The following is a 19,743-nucleotide window of genomic DNA, read 5'->3' as shown; positions in this document are numbered from 1 at the left end:
CAGAATCACTTTGGCCACCTGTCAATGTTAAATTCAAAACTAATTTATTAACAAAACTCTGTTTGGGGCACTGAAAAGTGCTCTTTCAAAGGGGTATGCCCTGAATTGAGTGCTTACCAATATTATCTTATAGCACACAGATAACACAGATGAGACTGATTTACACAGATTATTTTTAAAATAATATCTGTGGTCATCTGTTAAATCAGTGTTATCTGTGTGCCATAGTATAAGTTAATTCTGTACACTTACTTATGTAACAATCACTCCGAAAACCTGCTCGATTTCGTGACTATCCTGCAAGAAGAACTGGTACGTGCCGGCGTGCTTCCGACCGATTACGATTTTGAGGCACACAAGGAACTGGTGCCGATGCAGCCTGGGGATGTACCCGTAACATATGCTGACACTACGCCACTGGAAACGGACTTCGGCTTCAAGCCGAGTACGTCGTTGAGAGATGGGTTGAGGAGGTTTGCGGAATGGTATGCTAATGTTGATTTTTAAGTTCTATTCTTATGAATTATTCTTATCACATTTTTTCTCCTTATCGTGTATGTCCGTTAGGTGCTCATGTTGACCATCAGCACGGGTTAGTGACCGGATTCGCTATTGACAAGGGAGTGGATTTTTGGTTTAATCCTACCGATGACGGGCATGTGCATTTGGAATCAAAGACCTTTGACGGTACAGTGGATTTTGATATATCACAGGCTTCTCAAATCAAAGAACACCATTGGGGCGATTATGCCCGTGGTGCTAAATATGCCCTCCGCAAGCGTTTTGCCTTGCAAAAAGGTGTTGAAGGTGTCATTCAGGGTTCGTTGCCGGTAGGCGGTCTTTCTTCCAGTGCAGCTGTATTGGTAGCGTATGTAATGGCATTCGCCAAAGCTAACGACATCGAACTTCAACCCTTCGAAGTCGTAAAAATCGCTTCCGAGGCAGAACGCGAGTATATCGGACTGAACAACGGCATTCTTGACCAAGCGTGCATTGTCTTGGGTAAGAAGGATGGTTTGCTCTTTTTAGATTGCGACAGCGATGAATACCGTATCATCAAGCGTTATCCGGATATGCCAAATTTTGAGATAGGTATTTTCTTTTCCGGATTGACCCGCAGTTTGGTGAACAGCGATTACAATCTTCGGGTGTACGAATGCAAGACTGCCGCATGGAATATGCTGGCATATACCGGTCAACCGCTAAAGTCATTCGACCGTACTTTCCTACGTGACATTCCGAAATCGACTTTTGAGAAAACTCGCATTGCCATGCCCGAACGGTTTGCCAAGCGTGCCGAGCATTTCTATAGCGAATACCGAAGGGTACGTCAAGGTGTGACAGCTTGGGAAACAGGTAATTTGAAACTGTTCGGTAAATTGAGCTTGGAGAGTTGTGAAAGCAGCATCCATAATTATGAATGCGGTTCACCTGAACTGATAGCTATTTATGAAATCATGCGGAAACTTCCCGGTGTATACGGCGGACGTTTTTCAGGCGCAGGCTTTAAAGGGGCATGCATTGCCTTGATAGACCCTGTATACAAAAAAGAGATACAGACGGAATTGACTAAACGCTATCTTGCCCAATTCCCAGAATATGAAAAAACATTCCAAGTCTATTTTGTGAAACCCGACAATGGGGCAAGATTCATACAAAACGAAAAATAAAGAAAGAGTGATGAAAAATGTAATTATAGCTGCCGGGTATGCAACCCGGTTGGGGGAGTTGACACGTAACTTTCCAAAGCCTTTATTGCCGATAGGCGGTAGCACCATTCTGAACCGTTTGTTGGATGACATCGATGCGATTTCCAATATTGATGAGCATATCATTGTATCCAACCACAAGTTTTTTCACATTTTCGAGGAATGGAAGGATAAGCAACATTACGCAAAGCCTATTACCTTGGTAGACGACGGAACGGAAACCAATGAAACCCGATTGGGGGCTGTGCGCGATTTGTTGTTGGCAATCGACCGATGCAACATTCAAGATGACATGTTAGTAGTGGCTGCCGATAACCTACTTGATTTTTCCCTGAGAGGTTTTGTCGATTATGCAAACACAAAAGGAACCAGTTGCATCATGTGTCACCGTCAACCAGATATAGAAAAACTCCGCCGTACAGGCGTTATCGAAGTGGACAATAACATGAAAGTACTCAGCATGGAAGAGAAACCGCAACAGCCTAAAACGCAATGGGCGGTTCCACCTTTTTATATTTATAAGAAAGAAGACCTTCCTTTAATCAAGGATTGCTTGAATCACGGTTGTGGATTTGATGCTCCGGGTAATTTGGCACATTACTTAGTGGAACGAATTACGATGCATGCTTACGTAATGCCGGGGGAGCGGATTGATATTGGGGATAGAGAAACTTATGAAAAATGGAAGAATCATAATAAAAACCAGTAATTATGTGTAAAAGTGATTTGTTAAAAGCATTGAAAGACCCAGAAGAAGAATACGTATGGGTTCAGAATGTGCCTTCAGAAGAGTTGGACGACAGAAGTTTTATTCAATATTGGATAGACCAAACTAATTATATATTCGGGTATTTCGGATACTTATGCCCAGCAACTCGCCAATTGTGTAAGCGTGACGAGTTGGATGGTGCTCATGTAAGAATTGTAAATGGCAATGATGATACTATTTACATAACTCCTGTACATCAGTCATTCAATCGAAGTAAGTCAGAAAGACCGTTTCGGGTAAAAAGAAAATATTTAGTTATTGCCCCTAAACAAGCTCCGAAAACAAAAAACTAATAGTTTTTATGCACGATACTTTAGCAAGCAACAAGCGCATAGCCAAGAACACATTGCTGCTATATTTCCGTATGATTATTCTCATGCTGGTGTCTCTCTATACCAGCAGAGTAATACTTGACGCATTGGGTGAAGCAGATTATGGTATTTATAATGTAGTGGGTGGTGTAGTGGCTATGTTTTCTGTACTGTCGAGTTCGTTGTCGGGATCCATCAGCAGGTTTATAACTTACGAATTAGGTACTGGCAATAAGGAAAGACTTAGCAAGATATTCTCTACATCGGTCAATATACAGTTGCTTATGGCTGTGCTGGTGGTTATGTTGTGTGAAGTGATTGGTGTGTGGTTTCTCAATACGAAGATGAATATACCCGAAGGGCGAATGGAGGCAGCCAACTGGGTGTTACACTTTTCCATTGCTTCATTTGCAGTCAATCTTGTTAGTCTGCCCTACAATGCCACTATTATTGCTCATGAAAGGATGGGCGTGTTTGCCTACATCAGTATCTTGGAGGCGGGACTAAAACTGCTAATTGCATACCTTATATATGTATCCCCCGTAGACAAGCTCATTCTTTACGGAGGCTTAATATTGGGTGTATCGCTCATTATCCGCATCATTTATGGCATTTATTGTGGACATCATTTTGAGGAGGCTAAATACAAGTTTGTGCTTGAACACTCTTTACTGAAGGAAATGGCGAACTTTGCCAGTTGGAATCTCTTTGGTAATACGGCTTATATGCTCAATACGCAGGGCGTGAATATGCTCATCAATGTTTACTTCGGCGTGACTTGCAATGCGGCTCGTGCAATAGCTGTGCAGGTGGATACAGCCGTCACACAGTTTGTTAATAACTTCATGACGGCTATTAATCCACAAATCACCAAAAGTTATGCCGCAGGCGACTATGAATATATGGCTAAGCTGGTGTGCCGTGGTACAAAATACTCATTTTTCATCATGTATCTCTTTGTTGTACCCATGGTGCTCGAGGCAGATACCATTTTGGGCATATGGCTTAAGAAAGTGCCTACGGACACGGTCGTATTCATGCGCTTGGTGCTGTTCTCCACACTGGCCACACTGTTGGGCAATCCCATGTATACCGCTATCCAAGCTACAGGTAAGATACGCCGTTATCAGATAGAGGTCGTTTCTGTAGGTTGCCTGGTGTTCCCACTCTCTTGGCTGGCTTATGCGCTGGGTGCACCAGCCTACATGACTTATGTTATTTTCGCTGTCCTTTATTTCTCACTAAATTTCATCCGGCTCGCTACGCTTAGACGGTTGATGAACTTCCCTGTATGGATGTTTGTCCGCTCGGTCTTTGGTCGCATCGGTCCGTGTTCAATCTTAATGTTCCTTGTGCCAGGGTTGACGATTGTATTCATGCAACCATCATTCATTCGACTTTTATTGGTATGCATGGTCAGTTTATTATGGTCTGTGACCTGCATTTATTATGTAGGACTGGAGCAAGGTGAGCGTAGCTTCTTTCTTGATAAAATAAAACAGCTATTGGCAAGTAAACTGCATATACATATTTAATACAAGTATCGTAACATGAACATAAAACAAGTTATCAAGAAGGCGTTTAAGCTCATTTTTGCCAAACGCCCCATTTATACTACAGCGAATATTGCAACTCTTGCCCCAAACGAACTACTAAAAGGACGAAAAGCTTTGATAACAGGAGGAACAAGTGGTATAGGTTATGCCATTGCTGAGGCTTTTCTTAAGAGTGGTGCTTCTGTTTGTATTACGGGACGCAACGAAGAACGTTTGCTACAAGCAGAAGGAAATTTGCAAAAACAGTATTTCTCAATAGAGGGTAAGATTTGCCATCTTGTATTAGACAACAGGGATGTGTCTTCTTTTGATGTCAAGTTAAAAGAAGCCATAGACCTGATGGAAGGTTTGGATATCTTGGTAAACAATGCAGGTGTACAGGGTGACGCATTACCTACAGCTACAGAAAAAGCTTATGATGCAGTGCTCAACACCAACCTCAAGGGTGTGTTTTTTCTCTCGCAAGCCGTTGGGCGATACATGAAAGACAACAAAATAAAGGGAAACATACTCAATATAGCCTCCAGCAGCAGTTTGCGGCCTGCTACTTCTGCCTACACCATCAGTAAGTGGGGAATTCGCGGATTGACGCTTGGCTTGGCCAAATCGCTTGCACCGCTTGGCATAGTGGTAAACGGTGTTGCACCCGGTCCTACTGCAACGCCTATGATTATGCATGGTGACCGAAGCAACATTACTTTTGACCATATTCCGGCTGGTCGCTATGCCATGCCTCAAGAGATTGCCAATATGGCTGTGTTCTTGACAAGCGACATGGGGCGCATGATTATAGGCGATATCGTTTACATGACAGGAGGTGCAGGAGTGCTTACATTCGATGATTTGAAATATTCATTCTGACATACTAAATCAAAGATAATAAATACATATATGGAAATTCATTATACAAACGAAAAGAACCTGCAAATCATCATGGCTTTGCTGAAAGCCCATGGAGTACGAAAAATTATCACAAGCCCAGGCTCTACTAATCATACGTTGGTAGCGAGTATGCAAAACGACCCTTGGTTCGAAATGTATTCATCGGTAGACGAACGATCTGCTGCGTATATGGCTTGCGGGCTTAGTGCCGAGAGTGGTGAACCTGTGGTGATAACCTGCACAGAAGCCACTGCGTCAAGAAACTATATGCCGGGACTGACAGAAGCTTATTATCGCAAGTTGCCTATCTTGGCTATCGCCACAACGCATGGGCACAGGTTGGCTGGACAACTTAAAAGCCAAATACTTGACCATTCGGCATTACCTGTTGATGTGGCAAAAAAAAACATCTTCATCCCTATTTGCCAGACTGAAGCTGACTGCAAGTATACAGAATTGAAGGTCAATGAAGCTATATTGGAACTGACTCGACATGGAGGAGGCCCCGTATACCTAAATGTGGAAACAAATGCAATCAATTCCCGTGATTATTCGTGTACCCAGTTGCCAAAGGTCAAAACAATCATGCGCTACACTTGTGACAGTTCTTTGCCGGATTTTCCTGATGGAAAAATCGGAATATACATAGGTTCGCACAAGTGTTTCAACGAAAAGGAATTGTCTGCTATAGATACGTTTTGTGCGGTAAATAATGCTGTAGCATTTTGTGATCATACAAGCGGTTACAAAGGAAGGTTTCGGGTTGACTACTCCATCATTGGTGGTCAAGAAGAGTTCAATGATAGGTTCACTGACTGGGATTTAATGATTCATATAGGTGAGGTTTCTGGTGACTATTATAGTTCATCATCTTGCGGCTCAGTGAAAGCAGTCTGGCGTGTTTCAGAAGATGGTGAACTTAGGGATACTTTCGGAAAGCTCACTGCTGTCTTTGAGATGAAAGAGTCTACATTCTTCAGTCATTATTCTTCAGGAAAGAAACCTGTGGAGAGGCATGTCATAGAGCACTATAGGGCAATGTGCGATGAAACGAGAAACCGTATATCAGATTTACCTTTTTCCAACATCTGGATAGCATCGCAAATTGCATCTCGACTACCACAAAACAGTGAAATACACTTCTCAATATTGAGTTCATTACGTTCATGGAATTTGTTTGAGTTACCGGAGTCTGTACAGTCAAACTCTAATGTGGGTGGTTTCGGAATTGACGGCGGTGTCTCTTCGTTTATTGGAGCATCATTAGCCAATCGCAAGAAACTATATTTGGGGGTGTTCGGTGACTTGGCTTTTTTCTATGATTTAAATGCCATAGGTAATCACCATATTGGTAACAATATACGCATCATGTTAATAAATAACGGTAAGGGAGCGGAATTTCGTTTATATCAACATCCAGCCTCGCGTTTAGGTGATTATGCCGATGCGCATATCACGGCTGGCGGCCATTTTGGTTACAAAAGCCATTCTCTGATGAAAGGAATGGCAGAATCGTTGGGCTTTGAATATATCTCGGCTTCCGGCAAAGATGAGTTTATGCAGATATGCGAGAAATTCATTAGCCCTGAAATGTCAATCCGTCCCTTATTCTTCGAGGTATTTACTAACGATACTGATGAGAGTGAAGCACTATACAAGTGTCGTCATTTAGTGAAAAGCCCATTTTCTATTCATGATATGAAAAAGGTCGTAAAGTCTTTGATGGGAGCAAAGGTCGTAGATACTGTGAAACGTGTCATCAAGTGAAATACTCCTGCTTGCCAAATAAATGATGTTTTCTGAATATATGAATTTGTGTAAAAAGATAAATGATAAGATTACAGGCTTTCGCACTTCGCAATACGTGAAAGCCAAATCAGATGAATTGCTTGAAACAATATCAAGATGTGCGAACAAGCCACGTATCTATTTCTTCTGTACACCCATGCATAGTAATCTTGGAGACCAAGCGCAATTAATGTGTTGGCTTCGTTTGTTCGAACAGTGGTATCCGGATTATGAAGTGGTTTGTGTGCCAACTCGGTGCCGTAAGTTTAAGACGATTAGAACTATTAGGAAAAACTTGAAAGGCAATGACTTGATATTCGTACACAGCGGATATCTTATATTCGACCCACACCCAGAATTACCTTTTATACTTGATGTGATAAGAGCTTTTTATGACAAGCCCATTACTATATTGCCACAAACGGTTAATCTTATGGGCGAATGGTATAGTCATGTCGTTTCCACAGCTTTCAATGGACATTCGAACCTCACATTGATTTGTAGGGATGAGGTGTCTTTGGAAAAATCGAAAGAGTTGTTTCCTAACGTAAAGTTACGCTTACTTCCCGATGTAGTGACTTCATTAATAGGCGATCCTGCATTTCAATATGAAAGCATGAAGAGGAATGGGATTTTACTATGTATAAGAAATGATGGAGAGAAACTGTATAGTAACAAACAAATCAATGAATTCCGCTCGCGGTTTAATGACATACGTACAGACCTTTATGATACGACCATAAGTGCCCGTATGTGGGAATGGGAAGAGAATCGAGAACGGCTTATTTGTGAAGTTATAAAAAAATTTTCTTCATATAAACTTGTCATTACTGACCGTTATCATGGTACAATTTTCTCACAGGTGGCCAATACGCCAGTAATAGTGTTAAGCTCTACTGATCACAAGTTAAGTAGTGGTGTAAGGTGGTTTCCAAAAAATGTGTTTGGGCATATGGTAACGTATGCCAAAGACTTGAAAGATGCGTATGCAAAGGCTATAGAAGTGTTACAACATGAAAGTGTACTATATCAGAATCCTGCATATTTTAAGAAAACCTTTTATAACAAACCATTGTGAGAGAATCGTTACATTTAAAAGATTTAAAGATGATAAAAACAAAAGCCGACCTGAAAAAATACTTGGAGGAAGACCGGAAAAACTACCCCCCCCTATTAAGCTTTGTTGGCAGACTAAGAAGTGCGTTCTTTTCAACTCCTATTGGCATTATGATTCCTCAATACAAATATCTGTATTATCTTAGAAAAGCGGAATTTGCTATCAACTCAAAATCTAAATTCAGAAAAATCTTCTATTTATACCTTTTAAGGAAAATGAGTTACAAGACGGGATTCCAAATACCGCCCAATGTACTTGGTCCTGGAGTTACTTTATTCCATTTTGGTATGATTGTCATAAATGGTAAGGTTAGGATTGGAAGGAATGCCAAGTTTCAGCCCAACGTAGTAATTGGCAAAAAAACACCTAATGGTGGTGTTCCTACAATTGGAGACAACTTCTATGTTTGTGCGGGAGCAAGGATTTATGGCGACATAACCATAGGCGACAATGTTCGTATTGGTCCCAATTGTTGCTTGTATAAGAGTGTACCAGACAACTGCGTTGTAGTAGGAAACCCTGCGGTTATCGTAAAAAAAAATGGTGAAAAATGTAGAATCAATCTATAAGTGGCAGGAATGTTTGTCACTTGATAAAAAAACTTTTTGCAAATGAGAATTCTTTGGTTTGAAACAAGCCAGCCAGCCCGATATTTGGGAGGCCGCAAACAACTTGTAGTCCGTGGATGGCAAGATGCGCTTGAAGAGATAGTCAGGCAACAGTCTGGAATTGAGTTGTTTGTCGCTTTTGAGAGCGAAACAGACCATGAAATGAAGAGTATTGATGGGGTCACGTATATGCCTGTCCATACACACTATTCTTTTTTTGAGAAGAAAAAGCGAGGATTTTCTTGGAGAGTCAACGAAAGTAAGGTTGTAAATGCTTGCGTACCTATTGTCGACTCAATTAAACCAGACCTTATTCATGTCTTTGGAAATGAATGGCCCTATGGGCTTATAGCGGAACATGTAAATGTGCCTGTAGTGATACACATACAAGGCAGCATTATACCTTACGATAATGCGTATTTCCCTCCAGGATATAATACCTGTGACTTAATAAGAACAGCAGGCTTGAACCTGCACCATCAGTATCATGTTATTAGGGAACGATGTAGTGAAAAGTCGCGTTTGGAGATGGAGAAGCGTATTTGGAAGTCTGTTGACCACTATATGGGGCGCACCTGCTGGGATAGGGCGTTGGTGAACGTTTTGCATTCCACTGCCACCTATCATCATGTGGAAGAAGCTTTGCGACCAGAGTTTATGGAAACTACAAAGCGTTGGACGCTAAAAGACACAAATAGAAGGCTAAAGATTGTAACAACAGGGTGCAGTTCGTTTTGGAAAGGTGTGGATGTAATGCTTAAAACCGCACATATATTGAAAACCAATGGGATAGATTTTGAGTGGAACGTAGCAGGCAGTCTGCCTCTAAAAATCAGGAATACTGTAGAAAGAAAAGAAAAATTGAAATTTTCTGATAACAACATACGGATATTAGGATATATAAGTCCCTCTGAACTCATCGACTTGCTATGTGATTGCACTTTATATGTCCATACGGCATATATAGAAAACAGTCCAAACTCCATATGTGAGGCTCAGTATTTAGGGGTTCCAGTTGTATCAACGATGGTGGGCGGCATAAGCACTCTGATTCGTAATGGACAGGATGGGATTCTTTTGCCAGCGAATGATCCGTGGCAAATAGCTAATGCGATAATGGAATTGTCAAAAGACAAAGTTCTGCAGAATCAATTCTCATCGAATACATATGCTTCCGCAAGGAAAAGGCATTCTCCAGAGAACATCGTGGCTCAACTTTTGGATTGTTACTATGATTTGTGTAAAATGTGATGTTTCTTAAAAATAACCGATTTGCAAGAATGGATTATCCTTATATATTAAATTTTTTCATCATGCTGCTGTTTGCATACTTGTATTGGAAAAATCCAAGACAAAAGTATGTGAAATGGGCATTTGCATTGCAATTTCTCTTTTTCGCATTGCGGGCTCCTGTTGTAGCCGGCGATATGTGGAACTATATCCGGTACTTGGATGGCGAGCGAAATTTCTATAATTATGATTCGCGTGAATTGGAGATGGGTTTTTTGATATATAGACAGATCCTATCATCCTTGCATATAGGAAGATTTGGATGTATGTTAATCAATTCTTTTTTTATATGTTTCCCCGTTTATTTATTGATAAAGAAGTATTCAAGTAACCCTCCATTGTCGTTGGCATTGGTAACAGTCTTTGGTTTGTATGTTTTGTATTTTTGCGCATTAAGGCAGGTTTTGGGTTTATCAGTTTTATTCATGTGTATGCTTTATGTATTAGAAGATAAACGCAAGATAAACAATAAACGTAAGATTTTTGTATATGTGCTTGGTACGTTTATAGGGTACACATTTCATACTTCTATCATTATTTATTCAATTTTATTTGCCGTATCATTCTTTTTACGTCACATTATGAAAAAAAAGATCTTGATAATCGGTGTTGTTTTGAGTGCGCTAATGGGTGTGGTATTGGAACGATTTAACATAGGGCAAGCTTTTGATTTCTTTTTAAATCTGAATTTCAGTGCAACAGAACGCATACAGGGATATTTAGAAAGTGAAGAAACAAATGAAATTACCTCTGTAATGCTCGCGTTACGTCCTTCAGTATTGGCGATGACCGCATTTTATTTTATAGATAAAGAGAAGGAAACTCATTGGTTTACTATCATTTATTTCATTGGAGTTGTGATGGGTAATCTCTTCATATCTGTTCCTATGGTGAACAGGTTGATTCAAGGCATGACAGTATTTGGTATTATTGTGTTTACTTGGATTTTCAACGGGAAATATGTATTTGACTATAAATACAGGAAAATGGTAAATACAATTTGTCTATTCGTTTTTCTTTATTTCTCACAATCGATAGTAAAGAACAATTTATATTCCAATATTGACCTTACAGCCTCATCACGAATGCACCCGTATCAATTTATATGGGAAGATTATTCGCAGCACCCGTCAATTAAATATTATGGAAATTAGAAAACAATTAAAATGAAAAAAATATATAGAGAGAAAGTTCGGGAGGAACTTAAGATGTACGATATGAGCTTTAAAGCTTTTGTCTTAGGATACGACAGTTGGTATATAGGAACGTATCTTCGTTGTATGAGATATGCTTCATATTATCAATGTAAATCTTTGATATATAAGGTGATATGGGGGGGGGGTAATAAATGGCTGATGAGAAGAATCGGACGGAGGTTAGGCTTCCAGTTCGGTCAGGCATCCATTGGCTTTGGCATCAAGATTTTCCATTGGGGAAGTATCGTGATTAACACCAAAGCCATAATCGGTAACAACTTCTGTGTGTATCCTGGCGTTTGCATCGGCAGGACTGTTGATGGCGGTGTGCCGAAAATAGGCGACAATGTGACATTTTTTACTAATAGTGGTGCATACGGAGGGATAACCATCGGCAACAATGTGACTGTTGCCCCAAATGCTGTTGTTACCCATGACATTCCAGACAATTGTATCGTGGCTGGTGTTCCTGCCCGGATAATTAAATATAAATCAATCAACAATGAAAACAAAAGCACGTGTAATAGCAATCTATCTGCCGCAGTTTCATCCCATACCCGAAAATGATGAATGGTGGGGGAAAGGGTTTACAGAATGGGTAAATGTGGCGCAAGCTCGACCTCTTTTTAGAGGACATTATCAGCCTCATATTCCCCGCGACTTAGGGTTTTATGACTTGCGGATGCCTGAAGTTAGAGAGGCTCAAGCTGAAATGGCAAGGAATGCAGGTATTGAGGGATTCATGTATTGGCAATATTACTTCGGGAAAGGAAAAATGCTCTTGGAACGCCCCTTTGAAGAAGTGCTGCAAAGTGGCAAACCGGATTTCCCTTTCTGTCTCGGATGGGCGAATCACAGCTGGCAGACCAAAACATGGAAGCGAAACGCAAGTAGGAAAGACGGAAAAACTATGATAATGGAACAAAGGTACGATGGAGTAGAGCAATATAAAGCACACTTCATGTATAATCTCCCTGCTTTCAAAGACAAGCGATATATTACGGTTGATGGAAAGCCTGTTTTCACTATATGGAATCCTAAAGACCATCCTGAAGAAATAAAGTTGATGATAAACATATGGCGCAATTTAGCTGTGCAAAATGGCTTAAAAGGCATCCACTTCATTGCGCGACAGTATATGTACAGCACATTAAGTGACTTGTTGAATATGGGGTTTGATGCCGTATATCAAGAAAGGACTGCCAATGCTATGTATGAAGGAAGTACGGAAATGTTTAAACATCATGTGATGAATGTATTACAGAAGACAACAGGGCACAAGGTTTTACTTGACAAACACGATTTTAAAAAGTGTTTTAAAGCTTTGGTTAATGATGAGGCATCAAAAATAGAAGTGTACCCGTCTTTATTGTCTGGATACGACCGCAGTCCACGTGCAGGGAGAAACGCCCAAATGTTTTACAATTTTACTCCTGAGTTATGGAGAGAACATATCAAAGACGTACTCAGTTATGTGAAATTCAAGGATAAGGAACACAACATTATAATCTTGAAGTCGTGGAACGAATGGGGAGAAAGTAATTATGTAGAACCGGACATAAAGTATGGAACAGCCATATTGGATGTACTGAAAGATGAGTTAATAGTGAAATGAGACGAAAAGCATTATTTTTCTTGCCGTCTTCAATTGGCGGAGCAGAACGAATGACCATAACCATCGGTAAGATGCTGCCTAAAGATGAATTTGAAGTAAAATTTATTATTGTAGGGCGAAACTCAGGTTCCATAGGTTGTTTTATTCCATCGGAATATGCTACAGAGTTTTTACACATAAGCAATGTTTGGGATTTTTTTACATTCAAGATAATGAGAATAATGCGGCGAGAGCGTCCTCATGTTGTGTTTTGCTCGTTAATGGTGTATAACTCTAGAGTGGCTTTGGCGGCACATTTAACAGGAGGGGTAAAAATTGTGGTCAGAAACAACAATGACTTTACCCAAATGCGTAAAGACAAGCTGTTGCTCTGCAAAGCCACTTATCCATTCGCAAATGTTATTATTGCCCAACAGGAAGAGATGAAGCAGGACATTATCAATCACATACCTAAGGTTGCTGACAAGGTGGTGGTTCTTCAGAATCCAGTTGATGTATCCACTATTAAAGCAAAAGCTAATGCGCCTTCACCTTTCCCATTGGACATTAGGCAAAATGGATGCAACTATGTATGCGTGGCTCGATTTGCATACGCAAAAGGACAAGATGTATTGGCAAAAGCCTTTGCCATACTTGCAAAGAGGAATAAGGATGCTCATTTATATTTCGTAGGAAAATATGATGAGAATGACCGCTATTACAAGAAGGTGAAACAACTAGTGACAGATACTGGGCTGGACAATCGAGTCCATTTTGTGGGTTTTGATGATGATCCTTATCGCTGGATGCGCCATTGCAATTGTCTTGTGCTGCCATCTCGCAGAGAAGGTTTGCCCAACGTTTTGATAGAAGCTCAATATCTTGGTATACCTGTTGCTGCTACAGTAAGTTTGCCTGTAATAAGGAGAATCGTGAAAGAGGGTGTAAATGGATATACAGTTCCATCAAATAATCCTCAAGCATTAGCAGAGGCTATGGAGAAAGCCATAAAACTACATGATGTGCCCGTAACGTATAAAAGTGCGGAACCGAGTGAGTTTGTTGAGTTGTTTAGGTAGTGTTAACATATAAATAGTAGTGTTATAATGAGTACAAACTCACAAAATCGTGTGGCTTGGATATCCATACTCCAAGCTATTACCATGGCTGCAGTTCTTATAGGACATATAGACTTAGCCGGAGATTTGAATCCAGACTATCCGATAGCAAGTTGGTTGGATAGATTGCAGGCATTTCAGATGCCCGTGTTCTTTTTTATTTCAGGATTTCTGTTTGTTCGTTCTTCTTTATTCCATAAATCGTATTCGGAAATAGTAAAGAATAAATTGCACAGATTGGGTATTCCTTTTCTTTTTATGTCTCTATTCATGTGGATAGTTAAGCTATGTTTGCCTCAATCAATGTTAGAACATCCTGTTTCTCTCTCATGGAATTATCTTTTCAATGTCTTTTTCGTACCATGGAATGGCCCAATCAGACATTTATGGTTTTTGGAGACTTTGTTTTTATTTTTTTTATTGATGCCACTTTATAAGTGGACATTAAAAAATAAATGGACTTCTGCGTTATGGATAATCTTTTTGATAGGATTAACTTATCATCCTTATAGAATTTTGGGCATAGATACTAACTCTGATACGGTTAAGATTCTCTGTTTGGATAGAGATTGCACCTTTTGGCTATTTTTTTATATAGGAATGGTTATCTGTAAGTTTGATTTGATAAAATATTTTCAAAATAAATGGATATTTGTAGTGAGTTGCATTATTTATTATGCCCTTTGCTTCTTTCCAATAGGACTTAGGAATAGTGTTGGAATAATAGGAATTGTGTATATCACATCACTTAGTTATTTACTTGCAAACAAATTACCTAATTTATTTTCAAGTTATTCGAAATATACTTATCAAATTTATCTGTTGCATATGCTTCCTATCATGGCTGTAAAATTCATTTATCACCGTAATTTGTTGACTGATGATATATGGTTTCCAGTATGTTGGGTTATCAGTCTTTTAAGTGCAATTTACATCCCTACTGTAGCAGCAAAGATTGCAGAGAAATGCCCTAAGAATATTCGAATGTTAATTGGATTATAAATAGAAATGACTAATAGATTATATTTTTTTGCTAATATAGGTAATTGGAAAAAGAATCCTATTGGTGGAGGACAGACTTCTGCTCGACGAGTAATAGAAGGTTTCCGGCAAATGGGAATAGAAATAATAGAAGTAGATAGGCACTGGAATGTACTGACAAGTAAAGTTGGACACTTTATAGAAAACAGTTTCTATGCCACTATAAATACTGCGGAATTGTTTTTTGTTCTTTTGTTTGGAAGAAGGAGTAACTCTGCTATGTTTCATATTTCCTATTCTGCAAGTCTGTTGCCATTAGAATTTATAAATGGAGTATTGGCTTGTATGCTTGGATATAAGACCATTTTGTATTTGAAAGGCGGTAAGCTCGAAGATACAATAAAAGGGCTTCATGGCTTGAAAAGATGGATATTCAAGAAAAATTTAGATATGCGTTCTTTAGTCCTTTTTGAAGGAGAAAGTGATATAGAACGAGTTAAACCGTTTACTAAGAGCCGATTGGTGTATTTCCCTAATTATATATTTGAAAAAAATATTCCCCAAACTCAACCTGTAAAGCTCAAAGATTATATCGGTATATGCCATTTTGGGAGAATAACGGAAGATAAAAATGTACACCTTGTTCTTGACGCCTTTGAAATTCTTGCTGAAAAATATAATAATATCAGACTCACCTTGGTTGGTGGATTGAGCGGTAAAGGCGGAAATAAGAAATATTATGATATGATTGAAAGCAGATGTAAGAACTCAAAGTATGCTAACCGAATCTTTCGCATAGGCCAGTCCTCACAAGCGTACATTGCGGATATGCTTTCAAAAAATCACATATTTTTATTTCCAACTGCAGATCCGTGTGAAGGTCAATCCAATTCCTTAAATGAAGCAATGGCACAGGGTGTAGTGCCCATAGTCAGTGATTTTCATTTCAATAAAACCATCGTGGCAGATAACCGGTTAGTTGTAAAAGGATTTGACGCTAAAGATTATGCGGAAAAAATTTCAGATTTGATAGAATCTAACTTGTTAGAAGATATATCTATGGAAATGTGGAATCGCATAAAAAATGTTTATTCATTCGAGCGTGTCAATAAGAGAATTTGTAATGAAATAAAAGGTGTATAAAACAGATTCTTTACATTGATTTATAAACGAAATCGAAAGATAAATTGGTACACAAATAATCGAAAATTAAATTTTATGTCAACAATACTAATATGTGGTCATCGGGCGTATGCCGTGCGAGGACTGAAAAGTGTATTTGAAAGACAAGGGCACACGGTGCTTGAATTTTCACGAGGAGAAGTAAAACGGGAAGGAAATACTATTACAGGTCCAGTGATAGAATTGGATGCGAATCCAATGTTTAAAGAAAAAATTGATGTGGTTGTTAACTTTATTTTATTGCAAAACAGTACAGTTAAGGAAAATGAAGAATATGTTAACGCTTTACTTCGATTCTGCGCTATTCACTCTGTAAAACGGTTAGTTCAAATTTCTTCTATTTCATCTTATCCCAATGACGCTTCGCTGATAAAAGAAAATACCCCTATAGAAAATCATGTAGAACTGAAAGGTGGATATGGTCTCATCAAAGCTACAGTAGATAATTTACTTGAAAACAGTCGACAAACCGTACCTTTTGAGATTGTTTTTGTACGTCCAGGGTATATTGTAGCAGCAGATAATCCGCATCCATTTAAAGGTATTGCTAAATTTTTCGGTTCAAAATTGGCCATATTAATAGGTGATAAGAAAGCAACATTACCATGCATCCATCGTGATGTATTACATCAATGTCTGACAGAAATAGCTATACAAGAAAATCCACTTCCTGTTTACTTGCTTGTGGAAGGTGAAAATGAAACAAAATATTCATATTTCCGTTCTCAAAGTCAAGCTTTAGTTATTCCTTTACCCAAATGGATATTTTTCTTAGGAGCAGATATCGCAAAAGCGTTGCATCTACTCAAAGAACGACATGTTTGCATGATAAAAGGTGCATTTAAAATAAACGGATTTGATAATACATTAACAAAAAGTAGACTCAACGCTTTGAAATAGGTTATGAAAAAAATTGCAATAATTGGAAGTGGGGCATACGGAAGTTATGCTGCCAGCTTGATAGGAGATTTGCATCCAGATTGGGGTATTCATATTTATGAAGTGGGAGGTAAAGAAATTAAGAATCAAGATGAAATAGGTCTATGGTCGGAATTATTGAGTAATCCATATGATGCCTTAACAAAAGGAAGGTATTTTGGGTTTGGCGGTGCAACGGCAAAATGGGGCGGACAAATACTTACTTTTTCCAAAAATGATTTTGCTAATCCATCTAATTTTTTAAAAGAAATTATCGCACTCAATGAAAAATATCGGCAAAACATATTCAGAAAAGTAGGGATTGAGAATAATTATCCAGAAAAGCGAATTGCAAACGGATTGTTTACAAAAACCGGAGTATGGTTGGACTATTTTTCACGTAATTTATTCAAAAAATTTAAGGTAGAGAAATATCCAAACATACATTTGCATCCGCATTGTCGTGTAATAAAGATTAATACAGAAGAAAAAAATGTGGTTTCTTTTGATTACATAGAAAATGGCGAAAAGAAGAATGCTGACGGATATGATTTTTATGTTCTTTCAGCAGGTGCTTTTGAAACCACACGTCTAATGATGGTGTCAGGATTGCAAGACCATACTTGTGTTGGTTTCTCTGACCATATTGCAAAAAAAGTATTTCGAATTTATGATACGACAAAGATTGGTGATGTGGATATGCAATTTAAAATAAAAAAAGCATCTTTTATTACAACCCGCCTTATCGGTGAGAAAAACGGTTGTTCTTTTTTTGCCTACCCATCCTTCAATGCTGAGTTTCCGTTTTTTCAAAACCTGAAGAAATTACTCTTCGGCAAGAAATTTAGTTTTAAAATTATAGGTGCTATTATTCGTGACATTCCAAGTTGTATGGCTTTCGCATGGAGTTTTTTTGTCAAACATAAATTGTATGTATACAAAAATGCATGGTTTTTAGTATTGCATATGGAAAACGACTTTGGTTATGGTAAAGTGTATTTATCTAAACATTTGGATAAGTTCAATCAACAAGGCTTAGCTATTGATTTCAGTATTCCGGAACATTCTGAACGAAGCTTTAATGAAATAAGCAATGAGCTTGAGCAAATGTTGAAAGATAATCATATACGATATACTCGTGTAACAGAAAAAATCCATACTGAAAAATTTGAAGATGAATACCATCCATTTGCTTTGTATTCCGATTTTAAGTCAGTGGATGACTACTTTAACACTTTTAATAATATGCTTGTCATACATTCGGGTGTTTTACCGCGTGCAGGTGGTATTAATTCTACTTCAGCGGCGTTTCCTCTGATTGAAGAGTTTTTCAGAGAAAGATATAAATAACTTATAGAAGAAAAAGTGTTTGTTCATGAAAACGAAAATTTGTTTAATATCTTCCTGCGGCGGTCACTTCATGGAACTGATGCAACTGCTTCCATTGGTGCAAGGCAAGCGATATTACATCGTCACAGAGAAGAATGTCGCATCAACCGGAGCGGTAAAGAAGCATCCGCATCATTATTTGGTACAGCAAGAACGTGGAGGAATTAGTTTCATTTTTAAGTTCGGATGGAACATTCTCCTTTCATTCATTTATTTTGTAAAGGAAAAGCCGACCACAGTAATCACTACGGGCGCAGGTGCGTCTTATCCTACCTGCCTGTTTGCGCGGCTGTTCAAGCGACGGATTATCTATGTGGAAAGCTTTGCCAAATTAGACAGTGAATCGGTTACAGGCAAGATGGTATATCCGTTTGCTGACTACTTCTTCGTGCAGTGGCCAGAAATGAAAAAGGTCTATCCGAAAGCCATTTACAGCGGAAGCGTTTATTGATTGTTTATACAAGTGACTTCCCGGTAAGCCACTTTCGTTCTTTGACTTATTGGAATTATGGACAAGATTAAGTTATTTGTCCCATTGGGAACACAGAAGTTCCCATTTGGACGTATCATCACTGCCTTGAACCTGTTGGTTGACCAGGGCACATATAAAGCAGACGAGATAGTGATGCAATCCGCGCTTTATCCGGTGAAACCGGAGTTCACGCATTACGGACTGATCCCCCACGAGGATTTCGACCGTTATATGCAAGAAGCAGAGGTGGTGGTTACTCATAGTGGTGTAAACTCCATTATATCTTGTATGGAAATGGGTAAGCCTTTGGTCGTTTGTCCCCGTCTGCATGAATACAATGAGCATGTGGACAACCATCAGATGGAAATAGCCACACTCATGCATGACAAGTATGACGTGCTGATATGTACGGATATGAAAGAGTTGCCGGAACTGATAGAAAAGGCCAAGACTCACAAGTATAAGCCGTGGGTCAGCCACAGGGCGGAATTGCTGGAAACTATCAGAGGGCTGATAATCTAAATATCATATAAGGATATACACAAATTTGATTAATATCACATTGCAGAAATTCAAAGTGAAAAATATTTATGCAAACAGCCAACTTTCAAAAAATCATAGACCGCATATCGGAAGCGTTCAGCTTCTTTGATTTTTCATTCTTGATTTCGGGTTCGGCAACGTTTGCTATTTGCTGCTATACTTTGAACCGATTGGGGATGGATGTTTCTTCGGACAGTAGTTTTTTGAGTAAGCAGTCAATAAAAGGCTATTGATTAAAATGAATAACTTCGCTGCCAACCAAATTTATAGAATTATGTATAGCAGTGAAGATCTTGAAAGGTTTTACTTTCAGTACCAGA

The 19,743-nt window shown here is 38.9% G+C and carries 19 protein-coding genes and 1 pseudogene; all 20 read left to right on the top strand.

Annotated elements, in window-relative coordinates:
• Nucleotides 1-258: 258 nt before the first annotated feature.
• Nucleotides 259-507: pseudogene (locus H9625_RS07890) on the top strand (protein CapI); the annotation flags it as partial.
• Between the two features lie 11 nt (nucleotides 508-518).
• Nucleotides 519-1,670 carry a galactokinase gene (locus tag H9625_RS07885; RefSeq protein WP_087210524.1) on the top strand — a complete coding sequence of 384 codons (1,152 nt, stop codon included), beginning with the start codon at nucleotides 519-521 and terminating at the stop codon, nucleotides 1,668-1,670.
• 10 nt (nucleotides 1,671-1,680) lie between these two features.
• A complete protein-coding gene (locus tag H9625_RS07880) occupies nucleotides 1,681-2,418 on the top strand; it encodes a nucleotidyltransferase family protein (protein WP_087210578.1) in 738 nt (245 codons plus the stop codon).
• Between the two features lie 2 nt (nucleotides 2,419-2,420).
• Entirely contained in the window at nucleotides 2,421-2,771 is a 351-nt protein-coding gene (locus H9625_RS07875) for a hypothetical protein (protein ID WP_087210527.1), read from the top strand.
• An 8-nt stretch (nucleotides 2,772-2,779) separates the two neighbouring features.
• Complete coding sequence (locus tag H9625_RS07870; RefSeq protein WP_087210529.1) at nucleotides 2,780-4,324, top strand: MATE family efflux transporter; 1,545 nt, start codon at nucleotides 2,780-2,782, stop codon at nucleotides 4,322-4,324.
• Between the two features lie 15 nt (nucleotides 4,325-4,339).
• Entirely contained in the window at nucleotides 4,340-5,206 is an 867-nt protein-coding gene (locus tag H9625_RS07865) for an SDR family NAD(P)-dependent oxidoreductase (RefSeq protein ID WP_087210533.1), read from the top strand.
• A 30-nt stretch (nucleotides 5,207-5,236) separates the two neighbouring features.
• On the top strand, nucleotides 5,237-6,994 hold the full coding sequence (locus H9625_RS07860) for a thiamine pyrophosphate-binding protein (RefSeq protein ID WP_087210536.1): 1,758 nt from the start codon (nucleotides 5,237-5,239) through the stop codon (nucleotides 6,992-6,994).
• A 40-nt stretch (nucleotides 6,995-7,034) separates the two neighbouring features.
• A complete protein-coding gene (locus H9625_RS07855) occupies nucleotides 7,035-8,093 on the top strand; it encodes a polysaccharide pyruvyl transferase family protein (protein WP_158098083.1) in 1,059 nt (352 codons plus the stop codon).
• 29 nt (nucleotides 8,094-8,122) lie between these two features.
• Complete coding sequence (locus tag H9625_RS07850) at nucleotides 8,123-8,701, top strand: serine O-acetyltransferase (protein WP_087210541.1); 579 nt, start codon at nucleotides 8,123-8,125, stop codon at nucleotides 8,699-8,701.
• 42 nt (nucleotides 8,702-8,743) lie between these two features.
• A complete protein-coding gene (locus H9625_RS07845) occupies nucleotides 8,744-9,991 on the top strand; it encodes a glycosyltransferase family 4 protein (protein ID WP_087210544.1) in 1,248 nt (415 codons plus the stop codon).
• Nucleotides 9,992-10,020: 29 nt separating this feature from the next.
• The gene (locus H9625_RS07840) at nucleotides 10,021-11,184 is read left to right on the top strand and encodes an EpsG family protein (RefSeq protein WP_158098084.1); all 1,164 of its coding nucleotides are present in this window, start codon (nucleotides 10,021-10,023) and stop codon (nucleotides 11,182-11,184) included.
• Nucleotides 11,185-11,385: 201 nt separating this feature from the next.
• The gene (locus H9625_RS07835) at nucleotides 11,386-11,793 is read left to right on the top strand and encodes a serine O-acetyltransferase (RefSeq protein WP_158098085.1); all 408 of its coding nucleotides are present in this window, start codon (nucleotides 11,386-11,388) and stop codon (nucleotides 11,791-11,793) included.
• Nucleotides 11,729-12,841 carry a glycosyltransferase WbsX family protein gene (locus H9625_RS07830; RefSeq protein ID WP_087210554.1) on the top strand — a complete coding sequence of 371 codons (1,113 nt, stop codon included), beginning with the start codon at nucleotides 11,729-11,731 and terminating at the stop codon, nucleotides 12,839-12,841. Before H9625_RS07835 ends, H9625_RS07830 begins: the two co-directional genes overlap by 65 nt.
• Nucleotides 12,838-13,899, top strand: coding sequence for a glycosyltransferase (locus H9625_RS07825; RefSeq protein ID WP_087210556.1), 1,062 nt, complete (start codon nucleotides 12,838-12,840; stop codon nucleotides 13,897-13,899). Before H9625_RS07830 ends, H9625_RS07825 begins: the two co-directional genes overlap by 4 nt.
• A 27-nt stretch (nucleotides 13,900-13,926) precedes the next feature.
• Nucleotides 13,927-14,940: an acyltransferase family protein gene (locus H9625_RS07820; RefSeq protein ID WP_087210559.1), complete on the top strand. Its 1,014-nt coding sequence runs from the start codon at nucleotides 13,927-13,929 to the stop codon at nucleotides 14,938-14,940.
• A 6-nt stretch (nucleotides 14,941-14,946) separates the two neighbouring features.
• Complete coding sequence (locus H9625_RS07815) at nucleotides 14,947-16,062, top strand: glycosyltransferase family 4 protein (RefSeq protein ID WP_191763790.1); 1,116 nt, start codon at nucleotides 14,947-14,949, stop codon at nucleotides 16,060-16,062.
• 75 nt (nucleotides 16,063-16,137) lie between these two features.
• The gene (locus tag H9625_RS07810; RefSeq protein ID WP_087210565.1) at nucleotides 16,138-17,001 is read left to right on the top strand and encodes an NAD-dependent epimerase/dehydratase family protein; all 864 of its coding nucleotides are present in this window, start codon (nucleotides 16,138-16,140) and stop codon (nucleotides 16,999-17,001) included.
• A 3-nt stretch (nucleotides 17,002-17,004) separates the two neighbouring features.
• Complete coding sequence (locus tag H9625_RS07805) at nucleotides 17,005-18,369, top strand: hypothetical protein (RefSeq protein ID WP_191763788.1); 1,365 nt, start codon at nucleotides 17,005-17,007, stop codon at nucleotides 18,367-18,369.
• Between the two features lie 25 nt (nucleotides 18,370-18,394).
• Nucleotides 18,395-18,859, top strand: coding sequence for a PssD/Cps14F family polysaccharide biosynthesis glycosyltransferase (gene pssD, locus H9625_RS07800; RefSeq protein WP_087210570.1), 465 nt, complete (start codon nucleotides 18,395-18,397; stop codon nucleotides 18,857-18,859).
• Nucleotides 18,860-18,916: 57 nt separating this feature from the next.
• A complete protein-coding gene (locus tag H9625_RS07795) occupies nucleotides 18,917-19,402 on the top strand; it encodes a glycosyltransferase (RefSeq protein WP_191763786.1) in 486 nt (161 codons plus the stop codon).
• Nucleotides 19,403-19,743: the final 341 nt, after the last annotated feature.

This window comes from Phocaeicola intestinalis, from assembly GCF_014837065.1.
Taxonomy (GTDB): domain Bacteria; phylum Bacteroidota; class Bacteroidia; order Bacteroidales; family Bacteroidaceae; genus Phocaeicola; species Phocaeicola intestinalis.
This window is presented reverse-complemented; position numbering and strand designations above follow the sequence as displayed.